Raw genomic sequence first — 20,587 nt, forward strand, 5'->3', positions numbered from 1 at the left:
TATCGCAGGACGGGTTGGGCAGCGGTTAGCAGGCAGGGGGTTAACTGTATCTGCGGAAGACGTCAGCCTGCTGGAAATTCCCTCGCTTCGCGAGGTTTGTCTCTCAGAAAGGAGCGGCTACAGCGGCGCTATAGCAGGGTTTTGTTTGCTGTTGGTGTGGTTTTTGCGTCTGGCATTTGGTGGGGAACGTCCTGCACAGTGCGAGAGGTTCGCGGTAAGCCTATTAAAAGGCTAGAACGTGTTTTCCGCTAATTACGTGATGAACCAAAAAAAGGGGCACCAGGCGGTGCCCCCAAGGGGAAACAGAATCAGCGCGATTCCGTTTAGAACACTTCGAACAGACCTGCAGCACCCATGCCGCCACCGATGCACATGGTCACGACCACATACTTCACACCGCGACGCTTGCCTTCGATAAGTGCGTGGCCGGTCATGCGGGCACCGGACATACCGTAGGGGTGACCGATGGAGATGGCGCCGCCGTTCACGTTGTATTTTTCCGGGTCGATGCCGAGCTTGTCGCGGCTGTAGAGGCACTGGCTGGCAAACGCTTCGTTCAGCTCCCAGAGGCCGATGTCATCAACGGTCAGGCCGAAACGCTTGAGCAGTTTTGGAACCGCATACACCGGGCCAATACCCATTTCGTCGGGATCACAGCCAGCGACGGCCATGCCGCGATAGGCGCCCAGCGGTTGCAGGCCCAGACGCTCGGCTTCTTTGCTGTCCATCAACACGCAAGCGCTGGCGCCGTCAGACAACTGGGAGGCGTTACCGGCGGTAATAAAGCCGCCTTCCTGTACCTGTTGGCCACCCTTGAATACGGGCTGCAGGGATTGCAGGCCTTCCAGGGTGGTTTGCGGACGGTTGCCTTCATCTTTGTCCAGAGTCACTTCCACGTCGGAAATTTCTTTGGTCTCCTTGTTCATCACTTTCATGACGCTGGTCATGGGCGCGATTTCGTCATCAAACTTGCCGGCTTCCTGGGCGGCCGCGGTGCGCATTTGTGACTGGAAGGCGTACTCGTCCTGACTGTCGCGGGACACGCTGTAGCGGTCGGCGACAATCTCTGCGGTTTCCAGCATGGACATGTAGATGTCCGGGCGGTTTTCTTTCAACCAAGGATCGGCGGCGCGGAAGGTGTTCATCTTGTCGTTCTGTACCAGGGAAATGGACTCCAGGCCACCGGCCACGGCCACGTCCATGTTGTCGACGATGATTTCCTTGGCGGCGGTGGCGATGGCCATCAGGCCGGACGCGCACTGACGATCCATGCTCATGCCGGACACGCTGGTGGGCAGGCCTGCGCGCAGGGCCGCCTGACGGGCGACGTTGCCGCCGGTGCTGCCTTGCTGCAGGGCGGCGCCCATGATCACGTCCTGAATGGTAGCCGGGTCGATGCCCGCGCGTTCAACGGCGTGTTTGATGGCATGGCCACCCAGAGCCTGGGCCTGGGTGTCGTTGAAGGCGCCGCGGTAGGCTTTGCCAATGGGAGTGCGGGCGGTGGATACGATTACGGCTTCTCTGGTCATTGCTCTCTCCTGGTCCAGATAAGGGCTACTGTGAGGGGAGGGTGCAGCAGCCTGAAGTATGTGAGAAGCGAGTGACGAGCACCGGGTTTCGAAAGGCGAAACCAGAACACGTTAGCAACCCGGTTTTGTACTTCGAAACTCGGTGCTCGTCTCTCGCTACTGTCCTTTAACCCAGCTTAATGCCCTTGGCTTTGGCGGCCATGGTCAGAATCTTGGTTACGTGGTCGCCGCCGGCCATCATTTCGCTGGCGTTGTCCATGTTGCCGATTTGCTCGAAGTGGGCAGCAACGCCATCCACATTACGCTCTTCGTCATTCAGGTAAACGCCTTCGCTTTCCATGAGGCGTACCATGGCGTAGCAACCGGCACCGGCCAGCAGAATGCGGTGGGTGGGTGCTTCATTACTTGCCAGGAACAACACCGCCGGGGTGATTTCCTTCGGCTCCAGCATGGCGAGCACTTCCGGCGGCATCAGGTCTTCGGTCATGCGAGTGGCGGCGGTGGGGGCGATGCAGTTCACCTTGATGTTGTACTTTTCACCTTCCAGGCACAGGGTATTCATCAACCCGGCGACGGCGGTTTTGGCGGCCCCGTAATTCGCCTGGCCAAAGTTGCCGTACAGGCCAGAGGTGGATGTGGTCATCACGATGCGGCCATAGCCCTGTTCGCGCATGATTGGCCAAACGGCTTTGCTGCAGATTTGAGAGCCGGTGAGGTGAACGGCGACGACCTTGTCCCAGTCGTCCTGGGTCATCTTGGCGAAGCTTTTGTCACGCAGGATACCGGCGTTGTTAATCAGTACGTCGATGCGGCCCCAGGTATCCATAACCTGTTGGACCATGGCCTCAACCTGAGCCACGTTGGACACATCTGCACCGTTGGCAATGGCGTCGCCACCGGCGGCCTTGATCTCGGCAACCACCTGTTCGGCGGCTTCGCTGGAGCCACCGCTACCATCGCGGGCGCCCCCGAAATCATTGACCACCACTTTGGCGCCGAGTTTAGCCAGTTCCAGGGCGTGGGATTTGCCCAGGCCGTTGCCCGCGCCGGTGACGATGGCCACCTGATCATCAAAACGAATTGCCATGCTTCTTTACTCCAGATCATTCTCATCAAAGCGATTTGTAGCGGTGTTGCAGGAAGATCGCTGTTGCCGCGATCACGCCGTCAGGCGGGGACAATGGCCAGGCTCAGCCATTCCGCGATCAGGGCGGGTTTTTCCTGTCCTTCAATTTCAACCTGCACACCGTGGCGGAGTTGCCATTCATTCTCCGAGCGCTGTTTAACTTCCAGCAGGGTGAACGAGCCTCGGATTTTGCTGCCTTCACGGACCGGGTTCATAAAGCGAACCTTGTCGAAACCGTAGTTGATGCCCATGACCTGACCCTTGATGGTGGGCAGTACATCGATGGCCATGGCAGACAGCAGTGACAGAGACAAAAAGCCGTGGGCGATGGTGGCGCCGAAGGGGCTTTCCTTGGCGGCGCGCTCCGGGTCGGTGTGGATCCACTGGGGATCTTCAGTCAACTCGGCAAAGCCGTCGATACGCTGCTGGTCGACGGTGCGCCACTGAGATTCGCCAACGTTCTTGCCAACGTTTGCCTGCAGCTCTTCGATGCTGGTTTGCTGTTTGCTCATGGTGCTCTCCCGTTGGTGGCCCGGATAATGGCTGCCGAGACCTACTTTTCAAAATGTTGTTTTAAAAAGAATCAGTATGCGAGCGGCGTAATCAGCCGTAAAGGGTGAAAAGCGCCATGGAGGGCGAGAAATCCGTCATGGCTTGCCTGTGCGGTCAATGGTGGCTTCGTGAAGTTATGTCAGAATCCGGTCGCAAACCGTCCCAAGAGCGAACAGACATAAAAAAGGCGGTTGCAGGGTTCCTTTAAGTCACCGTGGCGCAAGGGTGAAGGGGGGCAAAAGCAAGGATGAAAGGACGGGAGACACGAGTATGGCGAATCCGAATGAGGCATTGGTAAACGAACCACGTGAAGCGATTCTTGACGCGGCCGCACTGTGTTTCATGGAGCGAGGGTTCAATGCGACCAGCATTGACGATATCGCCCGTCGACTGTCTGCCACCAAGGGCATGGTGTATCACTATTTTAGCTCCAAGGCAGAGCTCTTTTTCGAGATTCACCACCGTGCCATGGATGTGCTATTTGCCGAGTTGGAGCCGGTTGCAGCGTCGGATCTGCCTGCCCCTGAACGATTTACGGAAATGGCCCGCCGCTATGTGGAAACCCTGATTCGCACCCAACCTTATCAGCGTACCGTATCGGAAGCGGTGCAAATGGTATTGCGCAACAGTACCACCGCCGAACAGCGGGAGCAGCTGACAGATTTGCAGGCCCGCCGCTACCAGTGCGAAGCACTGTTCATGGCGGTGCTGGAGGAAGGGATGGGCAAGGGCACGATGCAGGCCAGCCGCCCCAGAGTCTCCATCAAGCCGGTGTTCGGGGCAATGAACTCGGTGATTAACTGGTACCACTATCGGGAGGGGGAAACCCCTCAACAACTGGCCGAGCTGGTTGATGAAGTGGTGCAGGTCGCCCTGCGCGGTGTAATGAAATAACTACCGGTTTCACTTCTTCAGTGCTTCAGCTTTTCCGTGGTGTTTGTTCGCTGCAGCAAGATTAACCAACAACCTGCGCGGCATTGACTTCATGGCCTCATGGCCTGAGAGGACAATCCGCGCTTGCTGCAAACGCCGTGTTATTTTTTCAGGAAACCGGCGAATATCTCCCGGGTTTCCTCGCTAAACATCCTTTCTGCAAACAACGCACTTTCCTTCTCGATCTGGGTCTTGATGGCGTCGTGGCCGTGGCGCATGAGCTGTTTGGTCATGGCCATGGCTGCGGGGGACTTGTTGGCCAGGCGCGTAGCCAGGGCCATGGCTTCGCTGCCCAGTTTGTCCGCTTCAGTACGGTAGGCAATCAGACCACATCGTTCCGCTTCCTCGGCGCTCAGGGTATCCCCGGCCATTAACAGGCGTGCCGCGTTCTGGCGGCCAATCAAGGCAGGCAGAATCAGGCTGGAACCTGCTTCGGGCACCAGCCCAAGGTTGATGAAGGCGGTGTGGAAGCGGGCGTTGTCGGCGGCAATGACAAGGTCCGCGTGAAGCAGCATGGTGGTGCCAATGCCGGTGGCGTTGCCCTGCACCGCCATGATGACGGGTTTATCCAGTGCCATGAGAGCATGCACGAGCACCATGGCCGGGCTCAGTTTGCCGTTGTCGCGGCTGGTGGGGTCCGCTTTCAGAAAGTCCTGAATGTCATTGCCTGCAGAGTAACTCCGGCCCTTGGCGGTGAGCAGTAACGCATTCAGGTCGTCTCGGCCGGCCAGATGGTGAACGGCGGCGGTGAGATCCTGGTACATGGCGACGGTTAGGGCGTTGAGCTTGTCGGCACGGTCCAGGGTGACATGCAGCACGGCGTTATGCTCGCTGGCCTGGATGAAACCGCTGTGGAAGGTCAGGTCCGTCATGGGATGTCTCCGGAAAGGGAAAGTCATCGACAATATCGAAACGCTGTTCCAAATAATAGGGTTTGGTTGATGCACGAAATTTATTGAGCGGGATGCAAAATATCAATTTCACTAACTAAAGGCCCTGATCTAGTCTGGTCCAATCGCTTTTCAGATCACGAGGATTCGCGCATGACCCAGTTTTATCTTGTCCGCCACGGGCAGGCATCGTTCGGTACGGATAATTACGATCGTCTTTCCGAACTGGGTCACCAGCAAGCGCGCTGGCTGGGCGAGTATTTCGCCGAGCGAGATATGGGTTTTGATGCGCTGGTGTGCGGGGACCTGGTTCGGCATCGGGAAACCGGAGCAGGTATTTGTGAGGGGCTCGGTGTGGCCTTGCCCGAAGACATTCAGCCGGGGCTTAACGAATTCGATTTCCAGTCGCTGGTGGATGCCTATCTGACGCAATATCCGGATCAGGTGCCTGGTGAAGGCGCCCCGGTGGCAGCGTTCTACAAGGCACTGAAGACCGCCATGAAGCACTGGCGTATGGATACGCTGACCGGCGATTTGCCGGAAACCTGGCAAGGTTTTTCCGACCGGGTTGCCGCTGCACGTGATCATATCCAGCAGCAGTACAGTGACAAGGACCGGGTGCTGATCGTCAGCTCCGGCGGTGCCATGGCCATGTTTCTCAAGCATGTTCTGGGTGCATCGGATGATGCGGTGGTAGAACTCAACCTGCAGATTCGCAATAGCAGCGTGAGCCACGGTTTTTTCAATCAAAAGGTGGTGCGCATGGCCAGTTTCAACAATGTGCCGCACCTGGACCGCCCGGACCGTTTCGAGGCGATTACTTATTATTAAAAAAAGACATTCAGCACCCTGATGGCGCTTTTGCCTGTAGCGTGAGGCGTGCTGCGTGTCGCATTTTTCAATGGGAGAGCTTCATGGATTTTCAGTACACAGAAAAAATGCAGACATTGATCACCCAGGTGCGAGATTTCATTACCAATGAAATTCGTCCGGTGGAAGGGCTATACCACGAGCAGCTGGAAAAAAGCCCGTGGGAAACCCCGCCGATCATGAATGAGCTGAAAGAAAAAGCCAAAGCGAAAGGGTTGTGGAACCTGTTTCTGCCTAAGGAATACGGGGAATACAGCGCCGGCTTGAGCAATCTGGAATACGCTCCGTTGGCGGAAGAAATGGGTCGCTGCCGCATTGCGTCCGAGGCGTTCAACTGTGCCGCGCCGGACACCGGGAATATGGAAGTGCTGGCTAAATACGGTAACGAAGCCCAGAAAAAAGAGTGGCTGCAGCCGTTGCTGGAAGGCCGGATCCGCAGTGCTTTCGCCATGACCGAGCCAGAAGTGGCGTCCTCTGATGCGACCAACATCGAAACGCGTATCACCGAAGATGGCGATGACTATGTCATCAACGGTCGCAAGTTCTACATCAGTGGCGCCATGCGCAAGACCTGCGAAATCATGATCGTCATGGGCAAGAGCAGCCCGGATAACCCCAACCGTCACCAGCAGCAATCCCAGATTCTGGTGCCGACCAACACGCCGGGCGTCAATATTGTTCGTCCGATGCAGGTATTTGGTTATAACGATGCCCCGGAAGGTCATGCGGAAGTGATTTTCGACAACGTGCGTGTACCCAAAGCCAACATGATCCTTGGCGAAGGCCGTGGTTTTGAAATCGCTCAGGGGCGTCTTGGTCCGGGTCGGATTCACCACTGCATGCGCATGATTGGTGCGGCGCAGGAAGCCTTCGAAATGATGTGCAAGCGGGTCAACCAGCGCGAGGTGTTCGGTGCGCCCATGAGCAAACAGGGCTCCGTACGTGAGGATATTGCCAAATCCTACTGCGAGATCGAGCAGGCCCGGCTGCTGACGCTGAAGGCGGCAGACGCCATGGACCGCTCGGGTAACAAAGACGCCAAGGATTTGATCGCTATGATCAAGGTGATTGCGCCCAATATGGCGTTAAATGTCATCGATCGGGCGATTCAGATTCACGGTGCCGTGGGGTTGAGCCAGGATACACCGCTGGTTCACTTTTTCAGCTATGCGCGCACCCTGCGTCTGGCCGATGGCCCGGATCAGGTGCACATGATGCAACTGGGCCGGAACATGGCCAAGCAATTCGCCTGATTTCGGGTGCTGGCCCGGAGCGTAATCACGCTCCGGGCTTTGCTATTTGCGCAGCAGAACAGAGAAGAACAGGAGAGCTCCATGTCCCAGGTGGATACACTGGATACGCAGAAACTGGCTGAATACCTTGAGCAGCACATTGATGGTTTCAAAGGCCCCATTGAGGCTGACAAGTTCGAGGGAGGCCAGTCCAACCCCACCTTCAAGATCACCGCCGCCTCCGGCTCCTATGTGCTGCGTCGTCAGCCGCCGGGCAAACTGCTCAAGTCCGCCCATGCGGTAGATCGCGAGTTTCGTGTCATGGCGGCGCTGCAGGACACCGATGTCCCGGTGCCCAAAGTGCTGCACCTGTGCGAAGACCGTGATGTTGTTGGCTCCATGTTTTATGTGATGGAGTTCTGTGAAGGGCGAATCCTGTGGAGTGCCGGGCTGCCTGAAATGGGAGAGGGCGATGCCGCGAATGCGGTGCGCGCCGAGATGTACGCGGAAATGAACCGGGTGCTGGCGGCCATGCACAGCGTCGATCTGGAGGCTGTGGGCCTGTCTGATTATGGCAAGCCGGGTAATTATTTTGAACGTCAGCTTGGCCGTTGGACCCAGCAGTACGAAGCGTCCAAGTTGCAGGAAATTCCGGCCATGGATTCGCTGATTGAGTGGCTGCAAGCCAATCAGCCGGAAGACGATGGTCAGGTATCGCTGGTGCACGGTGATTACCGGCTGGACAACATGATGTGGCATCCGGAAAAACCGGAAGTCATTGCGGTTCTGGACTGGGAATTGTCTACCCTGGGACACCCATTGGCGGATCTGGCGTATCAATGCATGGGCATGCGTATGCCGCAGCGTGGTGCCAAGATGGCCGGTTTGCAGGGCAAGGATCGCACCGCGCTGGGCATTCCCACCGAGAAAGAATACGTGGCCATGTATTGCCAGCGCCGGGGCATTTCCCATATCGAAAACTGGGAGTTCTATCTGGCATTCAGTTTCTTCCGTCTTGCCGCTATCTGTCAGGGCGTGGCGAAACGGGCTGAAGATGGTAATGCCTCCAACAAGCAGGCTGCTGAAGTGGGGGCGCTGGTAGAACCACTGGCCTCCATGGCCATGCAGATCATCAACGAAGGGGCATAAAGCCGCTTCACGCTGCACGCGCCAGACAACACGGTAAACCAAAAACAGAATTTGCAGCGCGGAATCAGGGCTAGGGTTTGGCATAGCCCTGATTCGTGTTGCCGTGTGTTATCTGAAGCGTATTGCGTCAATTTCAATCGGGAGAGTAGTAATGAGCACGACCCTTTTTAACCTTGAGGGCAAGACTGCCCTGGTGACCGGTGCAAGCCGGGGTATTGGCGAAGAAATTGCCCGCCTGCTGGCAGAGCAGGGCGCCCATGTGATTGTGTCCAGCCGCAAAATTGATGGCTGTCAGGCTGTGGCCGATGCCATCAAGGCAGACGGTGGCAGCGCGGAAGCCTTTGCTTGCCATGTGGGTGAGCTGGCGCAAATCGAAGCGGTGTTTTCCCATATTCGCGAGGTGCACGGCAAACTGGATATTCTGGTGAACAATGCCGCAGCCAATCCGTTCTTCGGGCATATCCTTGATACTCCGGTGGACGCCTTCGACAAGACTGTTGACGTAAACCTGCGCGGTTACTTCTACATGTCTGTGGAAGGGGGCAAGTTGATGCGTGAAAACGGCGGTGGCGTCATCGTCAATACGGCTTCGGTCAATGGCCTGACTCCGGGCGAAGGTCAGGGGGTGTATTCCATCTCCAAAGCGGCGGTGATCAGCATGACCAAGGCGTTTGCCAAGGAATGTGCGCAATTCAATGTGCGCGTCAATGCGTTGTTGCCGGGTCTGACCAAAACCAAGTTCGCCGGTGCCCTGTTCACCAACGAAGACATCTACAAGCAAGCCCTCAGTCAGATTCCCATGCGTCGCCACGCTGACCCGAAGGAAATGGCCGGTACGGTGCTGTATCTGGTTTCCGACGCGTCCAGCTTTGTGACTGGGGAATGCGTTGTGGTTGATGGTGGCTTTACCATTTAACACTAACGTTGTTATCAAACCGCTGTAGGAGTTCCCTTCCAGGGGACGAACCGCGCGCAGCGCGAAGCCCGAAGGGCATTCTCGGTATGGCAGGGCGGGATGGATTTCTAGCGTACTGCTGCTTAGCGTTTTGCCACCTTCGTTCGCGCCCTTAACGGCGCTCCTACAGAGGCTTTGTAGCAAGTGATGGATATTGAAAGCGGAGAGTGAGTTTCGACGAAGGAGAACACAATGGATCCGATTCTCGATTTTACCGGCAAGACTGCACTGATTACGGGGGCGGCCAGTGGGTTTGGCAAGCTGCTGGCAGAAGAGCTGGGCAAGCGCGGCGCTGCGTTGGTGCTGGGCGATATTAATATGGATGCGCTGAATCCGCTGGCCGATACGCTGGCGGGGCAGGGGGTGAAAGTCGCTGCCTTGCGCTGTGATGTTTCCAGTGAAGCCGACTGCAAGGCCATGGTGGATACGGCGTTATCCCAGTTTGGCCACCTGGACCTGGCGGTGAACAATGCAGGTATTGCCCACGGTTTTATTCCGTTCGCGGAATTGACCGAAGAAGTGCTGGATCAGCAGATGAACGTGAACGTTAAAGGCGTCATGTTCGGCATGAAGCATCAAATCAATGCCATGAAGGCAAGTGGTGGCAGTATCGTCAATGTGAGCTCCATGGCCGGGCTGGGCGGTGCACCCAAGATTGGGGCCTATTCGGCGGCCAAGCACGCGGTAATCGGCCTCACTCGTACAGCGGCGATTGAATATGCCAAGCGCAATATTCGGGTCAATGCGGTTTGCCCGTTCTATACCCATACTCCGATGCTGGATGAGGGTGAGTTGTCGCAGGACAGAGAGCAGATGCATGCCATGCTGGCATCCGGTTGCCCGATGAAGCGCCTGGGGCAGCCCTCTGAGATCGTTACCGCCATGCTCATGCTGCTGTCGCCAGCGAACAGCTATATGAATGGCCAGACCATTGCCGTGGACGGTGGTGTGTCTGCTTTTTGATCGTTTTTTCCCTTCTGCGCCCTGTTGACCTACAGGGCGACATTTTCAATCCAATAAAATACTACTTTAGGACAATAGCGCCTTCAGTCTTAAGACCATAGAGTAATGGGAGATACAGGCTGTTTAGACTGGCTCAGCCATTGTTTGAGCTGGCTAAGCGTGGAGCCTCTGACGATAAGCACAATAACCCAGCGCTTCATGGTGACAGGAGAGTGCCGTCCATGTACCAGATCCTGATCGCAGATGATCATCCGCTTTTCCGTGAGGCTATTGCTCGTGTAATCGATGATGGCTTTCCTGGAAGCACTTTGCTGGAAGCCTCGGGGCTTGATGGTGCTATAGATATCATCGATCAGAACGATGATATCGATTTGGTCCTGTTGGACCTGAATATGCCAGGTATGCAGGGCTTGGGTGGGCTGGTGCAATTGCGAAACCAGTTTCCCGGTGTGCCTGCGGTGATCGTTTCTGCCGAAGAAGATAAAAAAGTTATATTGCAAACAGTGACTTACGGAGCTGTAGGGTTTATTACCAAATCGACACCCCGTAAACAGATGATTAGTGCACTTGAGCAAATTCTTTCCGGGTCGATATATCTTCCCTCAGATATTATTCGATCAGGCGGTGGTTCTGTGCAGGCGCGTCATCAGGAGCCAGGGTTGTTACCCGAGCTATTGGAAAGTCTGACACGTAAACAACTTCAGGTGTTTGAAAGAATGACCCGGGGCGAATCCAACAAAATGATTGCCTACGAGTTGAGCATTGCTGAAAGTACGGTGAAAGCTCATGTATCAGCCATTTTGAGAAAGCTGGGAGCAACTAATCGAGTGCAGGCAATTTTGTCGGCAAGTGATATAGATTTTGCAGCGTATTTGAAACATCCAAGTCGTATTGCTGAACAATAGACACTCGCAGTCCCTCGTTTTTTGCTCACATATTGAGTAACAAAAGCGCAACGACTGTTTTCTTCACTAGGACAACAATATTCCGCAGAATTAGCCGGCAAAGGCGCCTAACAAGAGCGCAAAAATAAAAATCCGGGAGAGTCTGATGACTGCCGCCCCACCAAATGCTGTGCTAAGCACGTTTAGTAATGCCGCGGATGAAGAGGTCGCCGCTGCTGAGTTGGCTGCGAAATTGAAAAACCCTAATTTGGGTTTTGTGCTGTTCTTTTGCTCTGTGGAATATGATCTTGATCGCCTCGGCGCAGCCATGCGTGACAATTTCATGGGTATTCCCATGTCTGGCTGTACCTCTTGCGGTGAAATTACTTCCAAAGGTTATGATCAGGGATCAATTGTAGCCATTGGGTTTGATCGCCGGTTATTCACAGTCAGTCAAAAGCTTGTGGAAAATGTGGACAGTTTCGGCCTTCTCGATGCCCAGCAGCTTGTTGATGGCTTGCTAACCGAGTGCAGCGAAGGTATGACGGAGTCACCCGCAGAGCACAATACTTTTGTGCTAACGCTGATGGATGGGCTATCAGTGAATGAAGAAATGGTCTTGGCTACGCTTAATTCGGCGTTAGGCAGTATTGCCTGCTTTGGTGGCTCGGCGGGGGATGAATATCGATTAAGCGGCACTTATGTTTATAGCGATGGCGGTTTCACCAGCGAAGCCGCCACGGTGATAATGATTTCTACCTCATTAGATTTCGAAGTGTTCAGCACCCATCATTTAATTCCTGAAAAAACCAAGTTTGTAGTTACTTCTGCGGATCCGGAAAAGCGTACCGTCTATGAACTCAATGCTGAACCAGCGGCAAAAGCCTATGCACGGCTGATCGGTGTTTCGGTTGAAGAGCTGGACGATATGACATTCGCCTGTTCGCCTTTAGCGGTGCGTATTAATGATGGCTACTATGCACGTTCTATCCAGCGAGTTAACGATGATCTTAGCCTGACGTTTTATTGTGCAGTTGAAAATGGCATCGTTTTGACAGCAATGAAAACCGACTCCTTGCTTGATGATCTTGAAACCAAACTCAGTGCCATAGAGCGTCGTATGGGACCATCATGGTTAACGATTGGGTGTGATTGCTGCATGCGTTATGCGCAAATTGAGTCGGAAGGTATGGTGGACCAGGCATCGGCATTGCTTCGTCGATACGGGGTGATCGGCTTCAGTACCTATGGGGAGCATGTTGACGGTATGCACCTTAATCACACATTGACCGGGGTTGTCATTGGACAAAGAAACCGTCTCTGAATCGGGTTCGACTGAGAGCGAGCGCTCTCCCTGGGACCTCCATGAAGCACGGCTAATGGCTGAAAATGCCAGGCTGAGCAGGATTTGTGATGCCTTGATAGAAAGGGTGGAGGCAAGCAATATGGCCCCCACCGCCCCTTATGCAGCATTTCAGCATTCAGTTGTTCTGGCCGAGCAGGTGCGTGAGCGGACTCAGGACTTACGTGATGTAAACCAGAAACTACTGGAAGAAATAGAAGAGCGTCGCCACATAGAAATGCAGCTACGCGAAGCACGGGAAAAAGCGGAGCAGGCGAACCTTTCTAAAACACGCTTTGTTGCAGCGGTGAGCCATGATTTGATGCAGCCACTGAATGCTGCTCGGCTCTTCACCAGTGCGTTGCAGGAAAAGCCAGAGAATATGACGTTTCAGCTCGCTCATATCAGCACAGCGCTGGCTGATCTTGAATCACTCATTACTACACTTTCAGATGCTTCAAAGCTGGATGCCGGAGTGGTAACGGCTGAGCTCGAAGTTTTTCCATTAAGTCGTTTACTGGATGTTCTAGCTGAAGAGTTTAGGCAAATCGCGCAACAGAAAGGTCTGCGATTTCGTTATGTTCCTTGCGCATCCTTGGTTAGATCTGATTCACAATTATTAAGCAGAATCCTTCGTAACCTGTTATCTAATGCGGTTCGTTATACAGAAAGTGGCTCGATCTTACTGGGTTGCCGAAAACGCGATGAAGGGGTTGAGGTTGTGGTCACTGATACCGGCATAGGTATTCGTGATGATCAACATGATGAAATATTTAAAGAGTTCAAACGTGGAAAGCAAGCCGTAAGACACCACGAGCGAGGCTTGGGCCTGGGCTTGGCTATTGTGGAAAAAATTAGCGATATACTCTCCCATCCCTTGCGTTTTCACTCTCAAGAGGGGAAAGGGTCAAGCTTTGGTTTATTAATCCCTATTGCTGAGCCTGAGGCTTATATCCGCAGAGCTTTGTCAGAAGACCCTTTTGTAGATCAATCTCTGCAAGGACTGCGTATTTGGGTGGTTGATAACGATGAGGCAATCTGCATTGGGATGCAAACCTTGATGGAGGGGTGGGGGTGTGATGTGGTGGTCGCTGATTCGTTAGCCTCTTTACGTAGTAAGGTGGATACCGGCGCTGACGACGCTGATGTATTACTAATGGATTATCATCTGGATCCAGGGACAGATGATGGCATTACTGTTGCAACGTTTATCAATTCTGGTCGCCAAATCCCATTACCGGTAATACTGGTAACAGCTGATCGTAGTGCAGAACTCAAGCAACGTTGTATCCAAAATGGGTTTACGCAGGTTTACAAACCACTGAAACCATTGAAGTTGAAAATGGCGTTAAAGAACTTATCGAGCAGAATAAAAGGAAAAGAAGAGTAGCCCTCTCCTCGCAGAGGAGGGGGCTGAAGTGTGATCTTTATGGCCCTGCTGCGTCTTTATAAGCCCAATCAAAGGGGCAAGCGGTGCAACCGTGCATGTCCATGCTCTGGAAGTTTCCATAGCGCAGGTTTGCGCCTTCCAGGTTGGCGTTACGTAAGCTCGACAGGTTGAGTTTTACTTCTTGTAGATTAGCATCCTGAAGGTTCGCGCCGTTAAGCTTTGCCTTGTTGAGCCAGGCCATCTCCAAGTTCACTCCCGTCATATTAGCATTGTTCCATTCAGAGCGAGTCAGCCGGCCAAATTCCAGATTAGCACCGGTGGCATCCACGTTGTCAAAAATGGCTTTTTGGGCAAATAGATTCCAGCTTTGAATGGCAAGCAAGCGCGCGCCGGTAAGGTCTGCCATGCGTAGGTTGGTGCTCATTAGGCGTGCTCGGCTCATGTTTGCCTTGCGAAGATTGGCTTTTTCTAGATTGACTCCCTTGAGGTTGCTGTGTCGCAGGTCTGCGCCTTCAAGATTGGCGCCCGCAAAATTTGCTCCCGTCAGGTCCAGGCCGCTAAGGTCTGCACCTTTCAGGTTTGCACCTGCACAGTCTGTGGCTGGCTTAAGTTGGCAACCATTATGGCTGGGAATGTCCGCGCTAAAGTCGTCAGCATGAACGCCGCCATTCAGAGCCAGGAAAGTGATTAAAGTTATTGCTCGAGATAGCGTTATAAGTTTCATTATATTCTCCTGGAAAAGCGTCAGCCCGCAATGCGGGCTGACGTTCCTGTTACTTGCTGGCCAGGTCCTTGGCGAATTTGGGGAGTTTAAATACCCAGAAAGAACCACCTTGGGAGATAGGCTTGGTTAGCTCAGCCATGTCACCGCCCCAGAGAGGCACTGCACCGCCATACCCGGCTGTGACACCAATGTATTGCTCACCATCCATTTCCCATGTAATCGGCGGGGAAATAATCCCGGTACCAACCTGAAATTTCCACAGTTCTTCACCCGTTTTAGCGTCAAAGGCCTTGAAGTAACCGTCACCTGTACCAGTGAAGACCAGGTTACCTTTGGTTGCGAGTACACCGGCCCAAAGTGGCATCGGCTCTTTGTGTTCCCAGGCAACTTTGCCGGTAGCGGGGTCCATGGCACGGAGGATACCTACGTGGTCATCGAACAACCGTTTGATGCGGAAACCCATGCCCAGATAGGCTGAACCAGGTTGATACTCAACCTCCTCGGTCCAGTAATCTTCTTTCCAGTGGTTGGCGGGAACGTAGAACAGGCCGGTATCCTGGCTATACGCCATGGGGTTCCAGTTCTTGCCGCCGAGGAAAGGCGGGGAGACTTCAACTGCCGGTGAGCGAGTCTCACCGTCTTTAAGGCGGGATGGTCGTTGGCCTTCGACTTCAATGGGGCGCCCGGTATCCAGATCAATACCTTCAGCCCAGGTAATGCCATCCACGAATGGGAAAGCATTGAGAAGTTTGCCGTTAGTGCGGTCCGTTACATAGAAGAAGCCATTTCGGTCAGCGTGTGCACCGGCTTTATGGCTCTTGCCCTTCTTGTCTTTGTAGTCAAAGAGGACGATTTCATTATTACCTGAAAAATCCCAGGTATCGTTGGGTGTATGTTGATAGAACCACTTGATTTCACCGGTGGTTGGATCAACTCCGACTTGTCCAGAGGTGTAAAGGCTGTCGTAGTCGGCAGGGTCGCCATCGGGTGCTGTGCGAGCCCAGCCATTCCACGGTGCAGGGTTACCTGCGCCAATAATGATGGTGTTGGTCGCTGCGTCAAAGGTGGCGCTTTGCCACGGAGCACCGCCCCCCTGGCTCCAAGCTTTTACTTTACCCGTTTCAGTGTTCGGATCGTCCGGCCAGCTGGGTGCTCTAGGGTCCCCACTGGGGGTGCTGTCTTCTCCGTTAAGACGACCAATGTGACCCTCTACGAAAGGACGCATCCAAACTTCTTCACCCGTTGCAGGGTCACGGGCGAACAGTTTGCCAACAACACCGAATTCATCACCGGAAGAGCCATGAATCAACAGAACTTTGCCTGTTTTTTGATCTTTAACAATGGTCGGCGCGCCAGTCATTGTGTAGCCCACTTTGTGGTCGCCGAATTTTTTACGCCAAACTACCTTGCCGGTGTCTTTGTTCAGTGCCACTACGCTGGCATCAAGTGTGCCGAAGAAAATATTGTCGCCGTAGATAGCTGCACCGCGGTTTACAACATCGCAGCAAGGACGAATATCATCGGGTAGACGGTGCGAATAAGTCCAAATGCGTTTCCCTGTTTTGGCATCAACAGCAAAAATACGGGAGTAGGAACCAGTAACGTAGATTACACCTTCATGAACCAGGGCCTGGGATTCCTGACCGCGTTGTTTCTCATCCCCGAATGAGTAAGACCACGCAGGGGTAAGCATGGAAACGTTTTCGCTATTGATCCCTTCTAGCGTGCTGTATCGCTGGGCGCTGGTGCCCATGCCATACATAAGCACATCTTCAGTGGTTTTATGGTCATTGGCGATATCGTTCCAGGTGACCCCTTCTTCGGCAATAACCGTGCCGCTGCTACATGCGGTCAGCATAGTAGACATGGATATTACACCGATCATACGGGAAAGCTTCCCGCGATACGGTGGGTTGTAGTTTGTTTTCCTCATAACGCAAGCCTCTGCTCTGGTTTTAATATCTGATCGCACTGGCGGTAATGGGATCAGTGCATGGGAAATTACGGCGTGCCAGTTTGAGAATCCCCAGCAACGCGGTGTATCCATTCAGGCAGAGATCAGGGGCTGCAAGATACCGTCAGTGGAAGTAAATGATCTAACCATTTGGGTCTACGACTAAGGGACTACGCATGATGGTGCGAAGGGCTAGTGCTGATCTTGTCGGCTGACTGCTAGATTAATTCCCATAATAGAATTCATTGGTTGGAGTGAAGTATGAATGTATTAATGCGCATAGCGGGAAGTGTAGCCTTGTTGGGTTGTTCGCTGGTTGCATATGGCCATGGCAATGTGACGCCACAAGGGGTAGATCTTCGAGGATTGGAAAAGCTGGGTGAGGAGTGGCGTGATACTAATCCCTATCGTGAGGATCATCCGCAGCATGAATTGGCCGTGGATATTGGCAGCTCCGCCTATAACCAGAACTGTGCAGCTTGTCATGGCCTGGAAGCCAAATCAGGCGGTATAGCTCCGGATCTGAGAGAACTGGAAAACGGTGATTATGGTGATGAATGGTACAAAGAGCGGGTCGTAAATGGAGCTGTGCGTGATGGCCGAGTGTTAATGCCTAAAATGGCAGATTTTATTAGTCAAGAAGCCTTATGGGCCATCCGGACCTGGCTTGAAACCGTCAGTATGGAAACGGTGGGGCAATAACCGTGCGGTCTGTAATGGTATTTCCCGGATTACTATTCCTGCTGTTAATCAATATAGGATCAGCACAGGAAAATAATGCTGACAACGCCAAGGATCCACTTGATTCATTCATGTGGGATCTATACAGGAATCGTTTTTTGTCAGACGCACCAGTACATTTTGATTCGAGAGTAAGGATAACGGCGCCTGAATTTGCTGAGGATTCGGGGCAGGTGCCAGTAGAAATCGATGCCAGCCATTTAAATGATCAATTCGACAAGATGCTACTGTGGGTCGAGCTTAACCCCATACCTATGGTGTTCGAATACAGCCCGGGTACGCATGGCCTGGCAAAGGTAGGGCTGAATATCCGGCTTGAGCAGGGGTCCCCTGTCAGAGTGGCAGTGTTAAGTCAGGGCGCCTGGTATGTTGGCAGTACCTTTATAGATGGCGCAGGGGGAGGATGCTCAACACCGGGCATCGCTAACTCCGGCAAGAATTGGTCGAAAGACTTTGGTCAGGTTAGAGCCCGTAGGTTCCCTGCTGATAATGGCAGCCGTCTTCGTTTTCTGATTATGCATCCAATGGAAAGTGGTTTGTTACCCAGTGAGATTCCTTTCTATATCGAGGAGCTTACGATCAACAGTGGGGGAGAATCCGTTGCTGATATGAAGTGGCATGCCTCTATCAGCGAAAACCCGGTTCTGACAATTGAAATGAAAGGTGATAAAGGAACTACTTACAAGCTGAGAGCAAGGGACAACAATGCCAATGTTCTGGAATCAGAAATCTGATCAATGCCTGCTTCAATTTTCTGCTTCTTTACTTTTTACCTGTGTAGCCCCAGTGCATGGAGGAAGCCTTAATGTTCACCAGGTGGCAAGTAATGTTTGGATGGCTCAGGGTGAACCAGCGGAGCTAGATGAAGAGAACAAGGGAAATATAAGCAATAGTTCTTTTATCGCCACGGGAAATGGCGTCGTGGTGATCGATACCGGGACAACAGAAACATATGGGCGTCAGCTAAGGGAAACTATTAAAGAGTACACGGATGAACCTGTTCGCTGGGTAATCAACACGCATCACCATCCTGATCATACCTTTGGTAATAGTGCATTCTCAGGGGTGCCTATAATGGCGCTTTCCGGAACGAAGAATGCGTTAAACCGAGATGGTGACTTCTTTCTCAAAACCGTTAAAGAGCGTGTTGGGGATACAGCGGCTGAAACGGTAGTCTCTATGCCGAATGTCAATGTTGAGCCGGGAGTGAAACTTTTTTCCGGATATTCGCTCAAGCTAATGAAATTTACTGGGCATAGCGGCAATGATCTTGTCGTTTACGATCCTCAGAGCGGTACCCTTTTCGCGGGCGATATATTGTTCTGGAACCGAGCGCCAACCACACCTCATTCTCCAGGAATCGATATCTGGTTGGAAGAACTGGATCGGTTGTCTGAAATTGAGGTTAAAGCGATTATCCCCGGGCACGGCCCTTTTGCCCGTGATTATTCTCCCTTGGTCCAAACGCGTGAATGGCTTTTGTGGCTGGACGCTCTCATGAAAGAAGGGGTCATGAAAGGCTATTCTGCTAATACGCTTATTGATGCCGAAATTCCTGGTCAGTTTGCGGGTATGTCGCTCGCTAAATTCGAGTTAACCCGCACCATCAGTCACTTTTACCGAAAATATGAAGACGATTGGTGGGAGAGTACTAACCGATAAGACCAAATGAGGAGAAGAATTACTCCCTTGGTAGCATGCGTATTTGGTCCACTCCATCCTATTCTGATTGTGCAGGCGCTACTTATCAAAGCGCGGACGTCAAGCAATTAGAAGAGGAATCAGGTAATGATTTATGCGAATCCTGGTAGCGAAGGTTCAGTGGTTTCATTTAAAGAACGTTATGAAAACTACATTGGAGGTGAGTGGGTTGCACCGGTAAAAGGGCAATATTTTGACAACGTTAGCCCAGTAAACGGTAACGTTTTCTGTCAGGTAGCCAGGTCAAGTGCAGAGGATGTTGATTTGGCACTGGATGCGGCTCATCGGATTTCAGATGAGTGGGGTAAAACCTCAGTGACTGAGCGCAGTAACATACTGTTGAAAATAGCAGACCGCCTCGAGCAGAATCTTGAATCTCTTGCGGTAGCCGAAACCTGGGATAATGGTAAGGCTGTAAGGGAAACCCTGAATGCTGATTTGCCTTTGGCTGTTGATCATTTTCGCTACTTTGCAGGCTGTATTCGTGCTCAAGAAGGAACTGCTGCGGAAATTGACGCCAATACGGTAGCGTACCATTTTCATGAGCCCCTAGGCGTTGTTGGGCAAATCATTCCCTGGAATTTCCCTATTCTGATGGCGACATGGAAGATCGCTCCGGCTCTGGCGGCCGGTAACTGCATTGTGTTAAAGCCCGCCGAACAAACCCCGGTTTCTATCCTTAAGGTGATGGAGTGTATTGGTGACCTGCTACCTGCCGGTGTTCTTAACGTTGTGAATGGATACGGTAAAGAGGCAGGCCAGGCGCTTGCCTCCAGTAAACGTATTGCAAAAATTGCTTTTACTGGTTCAACCCCTGTGGGATCACACATTCTTAAATGTGCAGCAGAAAATATTATTCCCTCTACGGTAGAGCTGGGTGGTAAATCTCCAAACATTTACTTCTCAGACATTATGAATGCGGAAGCTTCGTTTATTGATAAAGCTGTAGAGGGTCTGGTTTTAGCCTACTTTAATCAAGGTGAAGTGTGCACATGCCCTTCTCGCGCATTGGTTCAAGAGAATATGTACGATGATTTTATTGATCGCGTTCTTAAAAGGATAAAGACCATCAAGCGTGGAAATCCACTTGATACCGAAACACAGGTGGGGGCTCAGGCGTCTCGTGAGCAGTATGACAAGATTATGTCTTACATGAGTATTGCTAAAGAAGAAGGCGCGACCGTACTTGCCGGTGGAAGCAGTGAATCTCTCGAAGGTGAGTATGGCAATGGGTTTTATATTCAACCTACCCTGCTTAAAGGCCACAATAAAATGCGGGTCTTCCAGGAAGAAATTTTCGGTCCCGTTGTGGGGGTGACTACATTCAAGGACGAAGCAGAAGCATTGCAAATCGCCAATGACACCGAATTCGGCCTTGGGGCTGGCGTATGGAGTCGAGATATGAACGTTGCTTTCAGAATGGGGCGTGGCATTCAGGCAGGACGAGTCTGGACTAACTGTTATCACGCTTATCCTGCGCATGCCGCTTTTGGCGGATATAAGAAGTCAGGTATTGGTCGTGAGACTCACAAGATGATTCTTGATCACTATCAGCAAACAAAGAACTTGCTGGTTAGTTACGATACCAATCCCCTTGGCTTTTTCTGAGTACTATCTCCTGGTCGTCTAACTTGACGTCTTTTGCCGCCCTA

Annotated in this window: 19 protein-coding genes; 13 read left to right on the top strand and 6 right to left on the bottom strand. The window is 52.7% G+C overall.

Annotation, left to right across the window (positions count from 1 at the left end):
• Positions 1 to 323: 323 nt before the first annotated feature.
• The 3 genes from CL546_RS09325 to CL546_RS09335 all read right to left on the bottom strand — a co-directional run bounded on the left by CL546_RS09325 (position 324) and on the right by CL546_RS09335 (position 3,167).
• The gene (locus CL546_RS09325; RefSeq protein WP_290494350.1) at positions 324 to 1,529 is read right to left on the bottom strand and encodes an acetyl-CoA C-acyltransferase; all 1,206 of its coding nucleotides are present in this window, start codon (positions 1,527 to 1,529) and stop codon (positions 324 to 326) included.
• A 166-nt stretch (positions 1,530 to 1,695) separates the two neighbouring features.
• A complete protein-coding gene (locus CL546_RS09330) occupies positions 1,696 to 2,616 on the bottom strand; it encodes an SDR family oxidoreductase (RefSeq protein WP_290494352.1) in 921 nt (306 codons plus the stop codon).
• Positions 2,617 to 2,696: 80 nt separating this feature from the next.
• On the bottom strand, positions 2,697 to 3,167 hold the full coding sequence (locus CL546_RS09335; protein ID WP_290494353.1) for a MaoC family dehydratase: 471 nt from the start codon (positions 3,165 to 3,167) through the stop codon (positions 2,697 to 2,699).
• Between the two features lie 310 nt (positions 3,168 to 3,477).
• Here CL546_RS09335 and CL546_RS09340 point away from each other — a divergent pair, with 310 nt between their 5' ends.
• Entirely contained in the window at positions 3,478 to 4,101 is a 624-nt protein-coding gene (locus CL546_RS09340; protein WP_290494354.1) for a TetR/AcrR family transcriptional regulator, read from the top strand.
• A gap of 140 nt (positions 4,102 to 4,241) precedes the next feature.
• Here the strand turns inward: CL546_RS09340 and CL546_RS09345 are convergent, their stop codons facing one another.
• Positions 4,242 to 5,012 carry an enoyl-CoA hydratase/isomerase family protein gene (locus tag CL546_RS09345; RefSeq protein ID WP_290494355.1) on the bottom strand — a complete coding sequence of 257 codons (771 nt, stop codon included), beginning with the start codon at positions 5,010 to 5,012 and terminating at the stop codon, positions 4,242 to 4,244.
• Between the two features lie 171 nt (positions 5,013 to 5,183).
• Between CL546_RS09345 and CL546_RS09350 the strand changes: the two genes are divergently transcribed.
• The 8 genes from CL546_RS09350 to CL546_RS09385 all read left to right on the top strand — a co-directional run bounded on the left by CL546_RS09350 (position 5,184) and on the right by CL546_RS09385 (position 13,815).
• The gene (locus CL546_RS09350) at positions 5,184 to 5,861 is read left to right on the top strand and encodes a histidine phosphatase family protein (RefSeq protein WP_290494357.1); all 678 of its coding nucleotides are present in this window, start codon (positions 5,184 to 5,186) and stop codon (positions 5,859 to 5,861) included.
• An 83-nt stretch (positions 5,862 to 5,944) separates the two neighbouring features.
• The gene (locus CL546_RS09355) at positions 5,945 to 7,153 is read left to right on the top strand and encodes an acyl-CoA dehydrogenase family protein (RefSeq protein ID WP_290494358.1); all 1,209 of its coding nucleotides are present in this window, start codon (positions 5,945 to 5,947) and stop codon (positions 7,151 to 7,153) included.
• 81 nt (positions 7,154 to 7,234) lie between these two features.
• Positions 7,235 to 8,281 carry a phosphotransferase family protein gene (locus CL546_RS09360; RefSeq protein ID WP_290494360.1) on the top strand — a complete coding sequence of 349 codons (1,047 nt, stop codon included), beginning with the start codon at positions 7,235 to 7,237 and terminating at the stop codon, positions 8,279 to 8,281.
• A gap of 151 nt (positions 8,282 to 8,432) precedes the next feature.
• The gene (locus CL546_RS09365) at positions 8,433 to 9,197 is read left to right on the top strand and encodes an SDR family oxidoreductase (protein WP_290494361.1); all 765 of its coding nucleotides are present in this window, start codon (positions 8,433 to 8,435) and stop codon (positions 9,195 to 9,197) included.
• A gap of 231 nt (positions 9,198 to 9,428) precedes the next feature.
• Complete coding sequence (locus CL546_RS09370; protein WP_290494363.1) at positions 9,429 to 10,199, top strand: SDR family NAD(P)-dependent oxidoreductase; 771 nt, start codon at positions 9,429 to 9,431, stop codon at positions 10,197 to 10,199.
• Positions 10,200 to 10,420: 221 nt separating this feature from the next.
• Positions 10,421 to 11,104, top strand: a complete 684-nt coding sequence (locus CL546_RS09375) for a response regulator (RefSeq protein ID WP_290494364.1) — start codon at positions 10,421 to 10,423, stop codon at positions 11,102 to 11,104.
• Positions 11,105 to 11,249: 145 nt separating this feature from the next.
• A complete protein-coding gene (gene nosP, locus CL546_RS09380; RefSeq protein WP_290494365.1) occupies positions 11,250 to 12,407 on the top strand; it encodes a nitric oxide-sensing protein NosP in 1,158 nt (385 codons plus the stop codon).
• Positions 12,385 to 13,815, top strand: coding sequence for an ATP-binding response regulator (locus tag CL546_RS09385; protein WP_290494366.1), 1,431 nt, complete (start codon positions 12,385 to 12,387; stop codon positions 13,813 to 13,815). Before nosP ends, CL546_RS09385 begins: the two co-directional genes overlap by 23 nt.
• 37 nt (positions 13,816 to 13,852) lie before the next feature.
• Here CL546_RS09385 and CL546_RS09390 read toward each other — a convergent pair whose 3' ends face one another.
• Both CL546_RS09390 and CL546_RS09395 read right to left on the bottom strand, forming a co-directional pair.
• Complete coding sequence (locus CL546_RS09390; RefSeq protein ID WP_290494367.1) at positions 13,853 to 14,539, bottom strand: pentapeptide repeat-containing protein; 687 nt, start codon at positions 14,537 to 14,539, stop codon at positions 13,853 to 13,855.
• Positions 14,540 to 14,588: 49 nt separating this feature from the next.
• Entirely contained in the window at positions 14,589 to 16,406 is a 1,818-nt protein-coding gene (locus tag CL546_RS09395) for a methanol/ethanol family PQQ-dependent dehydrogenase (RefSeq protein ID WP_463671040.1), read from the bottom strand.
• A 348-nt stretch (positions 16,407 to 16,754) separates the two neighbouring features.
• Here CL546_RS09395 and pedF point away from each other — a divergent pair, with 348 nt between their 5' ends.
• From pedF to exaC, 4 genes are all read left to right on the top strand, one after another.
• Positions 16,755 to 17,195, top strand: coding sequence for a cytochrome c-550 PedF (gene pedF / locus CL546_RS09400; RefSeq protein ID WP_290494369.1), 441 nt, complete (start codon positions 16,755 to 16,757; stop codon positions 17,193 to 17,195).
• A 14-nt stretch (positions 17,196 to 17,209) separates the two neighbouring features.
• Complete coding sequence (locus CL546_RS09405) at positions 17,210 to 17,968, top strand: quinoprotein dehydrogenase-associated SoxYZ-like carrier (RefSeq protein WP_290494371.1); 759 nt, start codon at positions 17,210 to 17,212, stop codon at positions 17,966 to 17,968.
• A complete protein-coding gene (locus CL546_RS09410) occupies positions 17,946 to 18,896 on the top strand; it encodes a quinoprotein relay system zinc metallohydrolase 1 (RefSeq protein WP_290494373.1) in 951 nt (316 codons plus the stop codon). The genes CL546_RS09405 and CL546_RS09410 overlap by 23 nt, the downstream gene beginning before the upstream one ends.
• 126 nt (positions 18,897 to 19,022) lie before the next feature.
• Positions 19,023 to 20,543 carry an acetaldehyde dehydrogenase ExaC gene (gene exaC, locus CL546_RS09415; protein ID WP_290494374.1) on the top strand — a complete coding sequence of 507 codons (1,521 nt, stop codon included), beginning with the start codon at positions 19,023 to 19,025 and terminating at the stop codon, positions 20,541 to 20,543.
• Positions 20,544 to 20,587: the final 44 nt, after the last annotated feature.

Source organism: Alcanivorax sp., assembly GCF_002726155.1.
Classification (GTDB): domain Bacteria; phylum Pseudomonadota; class Gammaproteobacteria; order Pseudomonadales; family Alcanivoracaceae; genus Alcanivorax.